Annotated in this window: 10 protein-coding genes and 1 pseudogene; 1 reads left to right on the top strand and 10 read right to left on the bottom strand. The window is 50.2% G+C overall.

The genetic code is table 11. The features are described from left to right. Positions 1 to 445: transposase (locus FJ146_18695; GenBank protein MBM4254000.1), on the bottom strand; the 445-nt coding region annotated here is incomplete at its 3' end. A gap of 71 nt (positions 446 to 516) precedes the next feature. Beyond that, positions 517 to 1,124, bottom strand: a pseudogene (locus FJ146_18690) (IS607 family transposase). A gap of 322 nt (positions 1,125 to 1,446) precedes the next feature. Between FJ146_18690 and FJ146_18685 the strand changes: the two are divergent. Next, a complete protein-coding gene (locus FJ146_18685) occupies positions 1,447 to 1,833 on the top strand; it encodes a hypothetical protein (protein MBM4253999.1) in 387 nt (128 codons plus the stop codon). Here FJ146_18685 and FJ146_18680 read toward each other — a convergent pair. From FJ146_18680 to FJ146_18645, 8 genes are all read right to left on the bottom strand, one after another. Then, complete coding sequence (locus FJ146_18680) at positions 1,823 to 2,281, bottom strand: DoxX family protein (protein ID MBM4253998.1); 459 nt, start codon at positions 2,279 to 2,281, stop codon at positions 1,823 to 1,825. The genes FJ146_18685 and FJ146_18680 overlap by 11 nt on opposite strands. Further along, positions 2,269 to 2,961, bottom strand: coding sequence for a DUF2063 domain-containing protein (locus tag FJ146_18675; protein ID MBM4253997.1), 693 nt, complete (start codon positions 2,959 to 2,961; stop codon positions 2,269 to 2,271). Before FJ146_18675 ends, FJ146_18680 begins: the two co-directional genes overlap by 13 nt. Further along, positions 2,945 to 3,784 (bottom strand): DUF692 domain-containing protein, encoded by an 840-nt coding sequence (locus FJ146_18670; GenBank protein ID MBM4253996.1) that lies wholly within the window; start codon positions 3,782 to 3,784, stop codon positions 2,945 to 2,947. Before FJ146_18670 ends, FJ146_18675 begins: the two co-directional genes overlap by 17 nt. Then, complete coding sequence (locus FJ146_18665; GenBank protein MBM4253995.1) at positions 3,784 to 4,044, bottom strand: hypothetical protein; 261 nt, start codon at positions 4,042 to 4,044, stop codon at positions 3,784 to 3,786. The genes FJ146_18670 and FJ146_18665 overlap by 1 nt, the downstream gene beginning before the upstream one ends. A gap of 43 nt (positions 4,045 to 4,087) precedes the next feature. Continuing rightward, positions 4,088 to 4,780: a DUF1109 domain-containing protein gene (locus FJ146_18660; protein ID MBM4253994.1), complete on the bottom strand. Its 693-nt coding sequence runs from the start codon at positions 4,778 to 4,780 to the stop codon at positions 4,088 to 4,090. Further along, the gene (locus tag FJ146_18655) at positions 4,777 to 5,349 is read right to left on the bottom strand and encodes a sigma-70 family RNA polymerase sigma factor (protein ID MBM4253993.1); all 573 of its coding nucleotides are present in this window, start codon (positions 5,347 to 5,349) and stop codon (positions 4,777 to 4,779) included. Before FJ146_18655 ends, FJ146_18660 begins: the two co-directional genes overlap by 4 nt. 123 nt (positions 5,350 to 5,472) lie before the next feature. Then, positions 5,473 to 6,066, bottom strand: a complete 594-nt coding sequence (locus tag FJ146_18650; GenBank protein MBM4253992.1) for a hypothetical protein — start codon at positions 6,064 to 6,066, stop codon at positions 5,473 to 5,475. A gap of 165 nt (positions 6,067 to 6,231) precedes the next feature. Then, entirely contained in the window at positions 6,232 to 7,314 is a 1,083-nt protein-coding gene (locus FJ146_18645; protein MBM4253991.1) for an ATP-binding protein, read from the bottom strand. Between the last annotated feature and the right edge of the window lie 350 nt (positions 7,315 to 7,664).

Genomic DNA, 7,664 nt, shown 5'->3' with positions numbered 1-7,664 from the left:
TCTTACCGAGGCTAATCCTGAGCGACCTACCATTAAGTTTAAATCCTTTGCCTGGCTCATCGTAGAGTAGGGAGAAAGGCTTGACCTTGTGACTGCGGAACGACGGCCAGCCCGTGGGCTTGCCTTTGCGTTTGCGCTTACACGATTTTTGGTAGTCCTGAATGACTCGACTAAGTCGCAAGGCTGCATTCTTGAGGGGAGAACTATGCACGGACTTAAGGAATGGATGCGTCCTTTTCATGTCCGGGACAAGGTTGCGTAGGCCTCGCTCGGCGTAAAGAATCTTGCCTGCGTCTTTATCTTGCGTCGCGACATAACTATCACGCAGCTCATTAGCCCTTTGAAGCAGCTGGTTATAGAGCCAATTGCAGATCTTCATTTGACCCTCGATGATCTGCTCGTCTTCGGGACTAAGATCTAAAGCTAATTTAATCGCGCATTCCACAGGCGACACCTCAACCCAAGGAAGGGTGAGAGTAATGAGAGCATGTTTCTCATGCAACAACAAATTACTGGTTAGTTGCAGATATCCGTCACCGACACGGCGCGTTTGTTTTTGTGTGTACGCTTGCCATACAGACGAGAGCTAAAGACTGTGATGATTTCAAGAACGTCACGAGTCAACGTCTCCTCGTCACTAAGTGACCCAGCGTCGTCTATAACTTCCACCCTAGTGCCGCAGTAAGAGCAAAGGTAAAAAATGATCTCAGCTCCGAATCGCAGCAATCGGTCCTTGTGGGTGAGAATCAGACGGTCAACGCGGCCACCGAGAATCAAGTGAATCAGTTTTTTAGACCGCGCTTTTTGTAGTTTAGACCGCTACCCAAGTCGTCGATGACCTCGTAGTTTTTTGTCTCTCGAGAGCAGTAGTCATCAAGGCGTTGCCTTTGACGGTCTAAGTCCTCCTTTTGGTCGGAGGACGACACGCGAGCGTAAGCGGCCGTGATACGCGAGGTAGCATCCGCAATAAGGCCAAAACTGTCTTGCAGAACTCGTAGCGAGTAGCGACGATGTCCACCCGGCGTCCGATATGCCGCCGCGATTGTGCCCTCTTGCTCCCACCGGCTCAGCGTTGAAATGGATGTGCCAAGTGCCTGACTTGCTTGACCAATTGACAGACACATAGGTGATACCTCCCAGTGTCCTATCGGCATGGAAGGCGTATGCTATTGAATGAGTAGATTTAGGTAAAGATTTGGCTAGCTGTCGTCAGCCCCCGCATACGATGGGGGAATTCGTCTTTTACCAACAATTAAGTGGATCAGTTTTCAAACTTTGTGCTCATGTCACTCCCCATTCGGCCTGTGTGCTGCTAGCTTCGTTTGCTCTTAGAGTGCGTCCGTATTTCGTTGGGGTAGGGAAATGATTTGAGATGCTGCGGTCTTAAAGTTAGTCGTCAATGAAGCGATTAAAGACAGTCCTGTGATTTCAGGGCTGAAGAGTGATGTGTCAGTCATTAAAGATAAATTAGGTGACCATGGTATAGCCATAGGCGCGATACAAGGTGACATCCGCGCTCTCCGCAGTGGTTACAACCAGCTGAATCACGAAGTGACGGTGCTCAAGCAAGATGTTGCTGTCCTTAAGCAAGACGTGGCCATACTCAAGCAGGACGTAGCCGTTCTAAAGACGGACATGGTCTTTGTCAAAGAGCAGCTCACATACCTGGGAGTCTCGATGGAGGAGTTGAAGCATCAGATGCATCTCGTCCTCGACGCCTTGCGGCCAGCGAAAGAGCGTGCAGCGCAGGTGGATCAGGTCTTTTCTAAGGTCGATGACCATGAGTATCGGCTAGATGCAGTGGAGCCGGTAATCAAAGAAACTAATTTTTGACACTAATTTTTGCGCTGGCAGTTTGTGCCCACATAGCTCTGAATTTTCGGATCATAGTGAGGGCAGGTAGTGTGTAAGACTCAGTAGAGGTGAGCCACAGGAGTAGCGTTAAGTAAAGCACCTCCGGTGTTTCCATGAGAGTAGTAAGGCTGTCGATGTCATCCCACTTAGCCATTTTAATCGCGACCATCATGACGATTGCCAGTAGGAGGCTAGATAATCTTGTAAATATGCCGAGCATGATAAAAATCCCACCTACGAGCTCGATACCTGCGACACCTGGGCCTTGCCACTGGGCGAATGGGATATTGAGCGACTCAAAATAACTGACAACAGCTCCCAGATTTTGGAATTTCGCCCAGCCCGAAGTGCAAAATAGCCAGCCCATCAGGAGTCTGGTTGTGACCTCTGCAATTGGCGATATGGCTTTGCTGATCATTTTTGGCATCTCTTACAATAGATAATTCCCATGCTGAGCCAGTCATGAATAGTCGCGGCAAGCTCAGTCGAGCTGGCGTCGTCATGTTGCAGCTGTTGCGTTAAATCCGCCAAAGTTGGTTCTTCTTTGATGATCTGCAAAAGCTGCAACGCGCCTTGACTTAGTGTTTTGAAATGGGGCGTCTCATGGAGTCGATAGGATAAAAAATAACCAGAGCCCAGCTGTCCTACATGTGATGCTGGGTGCAGTGCCAGTTGATAGAGCGTGCCACCCTCAATCTCATTAAGCTCAACTGCGTCCTCGGGTTCTCTCCCTTGCAAGCTGAGTATCGACAACCACTCTCTTAGTGCTAATTCTCCGACCTGTGGGTGCAGCTGCGCAATAAATGGTGGGAATTTGGCGCTATACTCCGCCAGGTTCCGGTAGGTTGATGGATATGTGTCGATGAACTTGTCCACGACCTTAGCCATGGCCTCAGAGCCTAAAACGGCGGCGCACTCGTTGAAATCATCCTCCAGTGACTCTGTGAGTCGGATGCGGTAGGCATCTTGGTATATCGCCAGCCGTTGCTTGGTGGTGACGGGTGGCTTTAGCACAATCAAGGGAACCAAGGCTTCAGCTGCCACTTTGCCCAGGACTGCGTCCTGAAAAGCGGTCTGCATAGCGACGAAATTAAGTGATTTTTGCATGGATATCTCGAATCGTTGCGAGCTCGCGTTCCATCTCTGACCACGTGGGGATATTACCGTCACGCTCGATCATGACGCTGCCGGCTCCAAATTGTGCCACATACCACCGGAATAGATCCCATACCTCAGCGCATATTGCTGCATCATGAGTATCGATGAGATAAGCATCTTTAACGCTGTGACCGGCTAAATGTATCTGATCGATCCGATCTTTGGGTAACATGCGTAAATAGGCTTTGGGATCAAATTGATGATTTACTGAACTCACGTAAACGTTATTAATGTCTAAAAGAATATTGCAATCAGACCGTCTCACAACTTCGATGAGGAACTCCGGCTCCGACATGGCAGCGTGCTTGAACTCCACGTAGCTCGATGGGTTTTCTAGGGCTATTTGGCATCCGAGGAAGTTCTGCATCTGATCGATTTTGCGGACGATGTTTTCTAAACACTCTTCGGTGTAGGGGAGTGGTAATAAGTCGTGAGTGTTGGTGCCGTTGACCCCAGTCCAAGCCAAATGATCAGATACTGAGCATGGCTGGATGATGTCGACCAGTTTTTTTAAGCTTTGCAAATAGGTTACGTCGAGAGCATCTGCAGATCCCAGATTGGCGGACACACCATGTAGGGCTACTGGGCACTGATCCCTGATTTGTAGCAGTGTGGCGATCCCACGGCGAAAATCACCATCTGCCCACGGCATAAAGTTTTCTGAAATGACCTCTACCCACGATACGGATGACGGTGGAGCACGAAGGAAGGTGTCATGATGGGGTGGCCTAAGGCCAACCCCAATGCCGCGGTTTTTAGGCCGTGAACTCATTATTTGCCCGTAGCATCGCTGCTGTCTTTAGCCTCGCCGCAGCCGTTTTTGCACGAGTTCTTGTCGGATTTAGCGCTCTTCTTCTTTTTCATGTCTTTACCATGGCAGGAGTTCTTGTCTTTGCTCTCGCAGCCGTTTTTGTCGCCGCTCTCTTGCGCCGTCTTGCCGCTTGCGTTGCCATCGGCAGCTTTTGCCGCCTGGGCACTGATGAGTCCAGAAGTGATGGCGGTGGTGAGCAGTGCAGCTAATTTGGTGTTCATGTTTTTTCCCTTTGGTGATGAATGTTAATCGTCTCTATGGTTTTCACCATCGCAACAGTTTATTTGCGACAGTGGTAGCAATCATACTAACTACGATGACTGGCCCGGCATGGTACAAGATTAGATGAGAAGGCATTTGCTCGGGGCAGTGCATAGTCAGCCCAAGGCAGCCGATGGCCCATCCCGCGATTCCAGAATAAAATCCCGTCCACAGTGGCCTGGTGGATGCTAGGGACCTTAGTGTCAGGAGCAGAGCAGTCAGAAACGGGACGGACAGAGCAATCATCGATTGGCTGCATTTGATGCCGAATCGGTCGACGGATCCCTCGCCCCAGCCCCAGTCCCATCCCTGGACGCGATCAAAATATCCCGCGGCGAACACTGCGATGAGCAGAAGACCGGCGATCGCAAGTGTAGGACGAACGGCACGCGAGGGATTCCAAGCTGGACGCGAAGAGGCCAGGCTTTGATAAGCCGCCATGCCAGCGATCAGGATCAAAAGTACAACAGCAATTGCAAAACTTGTGAGTTCCGTGCGAGAGTGAAAATCTCCCCCCCAGCCCATACCTCCGGAGCCGATGGCCATAGCGAGTGCTGCCGCCGTCAGTGTCCACCACGTGGCTGCCTTTCCCGGGGGCATGGCCTCTTTTGCACCACCACCCTGATTGACCAGAGTCTCAATCAACTGGTCCGTTGATCCAGCTTCGCGTTGTGATTTTTGCTCTTGGTGGTTCATGAGTCTTTACTGGTCATCCAAATTTTGTTGAGCGTCTTCAAACTGCGATGGATACTCACTTTAACTGCTGACGGCGACATAGCGAGCGCCTCTGCGGCTTCCTCGACGGAGTGCCCCTCCATCCTGACTAGTTCCACAGCGCGGCGCGCTGGCTCTGAAAGTTCTGCAAGCAACTTGTCCAGTTCCGCTTTGATCCCGTCATCTGCCAGTGGTTCTTTGGACGGTAAGGAATCCACGTCAGTCGTGGCGTGGCGCCCGCTCCGTTTTCGTTCCCTCCGTCCAAAGTCAATCAATTTGTAGCGGGCTATCGTATATACCCACGATAGCAAGGGTAGCTCAGAATCGTAGGTGTGACGCTTTTGATGGATGGCGGTCAGAATGTCTTGCACGACGTCCTCTGCTGCTGATTTGTCTCGTTTTCCCATCCGCATTAAAAATCCTTGTGCGTACACCAATAAGATGACCCTGAGGGACTTAAGTAGCTCGCGATATGCTTGCTCATCTCCTGCAAGACTGCGTCGCATAAGAGCGGCAAAAAACTGTTCTCGGCTGTCTACGCTTTTGGTCATGCTTTTGTGCTCTAGATGGTATTTGATTTATTGTTTCTTGTGATGACCCATCTAGATTTTACATGACTCCGTAAATCTTATGAAATTTGCTCGCCGGCACCTCTATTTGCTTGGTGCCGTTCATTATTTGCCAAGGCGTTTACGGTAGATGTCCACAGTCTTTGCGTAGTCGTATTCATTAAACTTAGCATGGCACGACACACAGACTCCTTGACGCGGGGCAACCGATGCGTCGTATGTTAAACGTCCGTTGACTAATGTCGCTACGGCGTAACTCCAGTTGGCGTGCTCTAGATCGTAGCCAGTTTTTTCTTTCTTCATGAAGTAGACTCTCGTAACGTCCGTAGTCACGTTAGAGGTCTCAGCTGGGACGACAGCTTTAGCTAATACGGCACCTTCGGGTAGAGGGAATGGATTGCTCGCCGTGGCCGCATGCATAGCAGCTCTGTCGTTGAGGTAAGAGTGCACCCAGATGCCACCGTGACCGTCACTTTTGAGCGCTTTGTCGCCACTGAGTACAGGTGTCCAGCTTGCATATGCAGTCAGCCAAGCGGTGTCAAACATGCCGGCTTTTAGTCCGCCGGCTGTCATCGGCGTTTCGGCGTTGGGTGCTTTGCCAGTGTCGCCGGATTGATTGCCGCCGCATGCCGTCGTGATGCTGATCAATGCCGCGTTAATCAATATAAACATAGATAATTTAGACTTGGGGTTTGACATGAGTGCTTCCTTTGAGTCAGGTGGTTGAAAGTCGGTGTGTTGCTGTCTCACCTGTAAGTTCGTTGGTGGAGGCACAAAGGTTACAGGCGGCCATCGATTTTTTTGTGATAGTTGTAAGGCGCTGAAAAATTTGGGGTTTGAGGGAAGTGCCGGGGGGTGTTCGGGCTACGCGGAAAATATCTCATTCAAGGCATCGCGCCAGTTCAAGTAAATAATTCCGTCCTTAGTGCTGCGAATTTCGTCTTGCGACACCACCATCATCACAGGATCTTCGAAGTCATCTCTAAATCCAGTGAGATGGCGCGCATGAGTGATGTTTTGCATCGAGCTTGACTTAATCTCCATCAGGATCGTGGCCTGACCTGGTCTCTCGATGATCAAATCGATTTCGGCTCCAGCTTTGGTAGTCAAGTAGGAGAATCGGTAACCGAGCTCTAAATATTGATTGAGCTTGATGCACTCCATGACAAAGAATTGCTCAAAAAGGTGACCAAACTCACCCGTTGAAGCACTGAGTTTTGTACCCACTTGCAGCGAAAGTGTGCGAGCTATGCCGGTATCAACGAAGTAAAAGCGAGGTGCTGCGTGGACTTGCTGCCGAATGGAGCGGGAGTACGGCTCAAGCAGCACCGCTAGGTGGGTTTCCTCTAAAATCTGAAAGTAAGTTTGTACCGTCTTTATATCGACGCCAACCACTGTAGCAACGCGTGAGTAATTAATGAGTCGAGCATTGTGCTGCGCTGCGACCTCGAGAAATTTGCGAAAAGGTTCTAATTTCCTTACGAGGTGCTCGGCCCAAACCTCCTCTTTTAAATAGGTTTGCCCGTACGCACGGAGAAAGCGGATGATGGATTGATCACCGGAGCGCTGCCAAACTTGCGGTAATAGTCCAAATCTGATCGCCTTCTCAAAATCAAAATGCGCTCCTAGTTCTCGGTAGCTAAATGGGTACAAATTAAAATACAGCGCACGACCTGCCAAAAGATTCGCTCCCGCCATCTTGAGCTTGCGAGCGCTCGATCCGGTGAGGATGAATTTCTGTGGGACCTTTTTGTCCTCGATCAGGTGGTGAACGATGTCACACAGCTTGGGTACCTTCTGAATTTCATCGATAAAAACATGGGTAATGTTTTCACTTAAGGCGGTCACTTCGCCTATCAAAGCGTCAGGATCCCGGGCTAATCGACTTTCGTGACGATCCAACAGGAGATTGATTGTGTGGACGCTGGAGAAATGTGACTTTATCAACGTGCTTTTTCCAGTGCCGCGGGCACCAAAAAGAAAAAAAGTCTCGTCACTTGGCAGGTTTATCGATCTCGTTAGCAGGACTATACTCCATAATTATCGCCTAATTATGGAGTATAGTCTACTCTAACTCGCTTGGCTAGCCGGAATTGCCACAGTAACGGTTCCCTAATAATACGTGGGTGTCCGGGAATTTGTCTCGCCGGCATCATCAAACCCGCTCACCCTACGCCGCTCACATAAATTGACCCATCCATGCTCACGTAAACTGACCCAGGTAGCTTGTGGTTGGGCGTGTCGGCGAGCAGGTCGCTTACTTGGGTGGCTGGATGCATCGGCCTGATTAAGTGGCG

The sequence above is a fragment of the Deltaproteobacteria bacterium genome, from assembly GCA_016874735.1.
In the GTDB taxonomy this organism is placed as follows: domain Bacteria; phylum Bdellovibrionota_B; class Oligoflexia; order Oligoflexales; family CAIYRB01; genus CAIYRB01.
This window is presented reverse-complemented; position numbering and strand designations above follow the sequence as displayed.

Bases quoted from the DNA above. Each gene is read 5' to 3' on its own strand.
- FJ146_18660 (MBM4253994.1), bottom strand. From the start codon at position 4,780: ATGAACCACCAAGAGCAAAAATCACAACGCGAAGCTGGATCAACGGAC.
- FJ146_18675 (MBM4253997.1), bottom strand. From the start codon at position 2,961: ATGCAAAAATCACTTAATTTCGTCGCTATGCAGACCGCTTTTCAGGAC.
- FJ146_18655 (MBM4253993.1), bottom strand. From the start codon at position 5,349: ATGACCAAAAGCGTAGACAGCCGAGAACAGTTTTTTGCCGCTCTTATG.
- FJ146_18650 (MBM4253992.1), bottom strand. From the start codon at position 6,066: ATGTCAAACCCCAAGTCTAAATTATCTATGTTTATATTGATTAACGCG.
- FJ146_18670 (MBM4253996.1), bottom strand. From the start codon at position 3,784: ATGAGTTCACGGCCTAAAAACCGCGGCATTGGGGTTGGCCTTAGGCCA.
- FJ146_18665 (MBM4253995.1), bottom strand. From the start codon at position 4,044: ATGAACACCAAATTAGCTGCACTGCTCACCACCGCCATCACTTCTGGA.
- FJ146_18680 (MBM4253998.1), bottom strand. From the start codon at position 2,281: ATGCCAAAAATGATCAGCAAAGCCATATCGCCAATTGCAGAGGTCACA.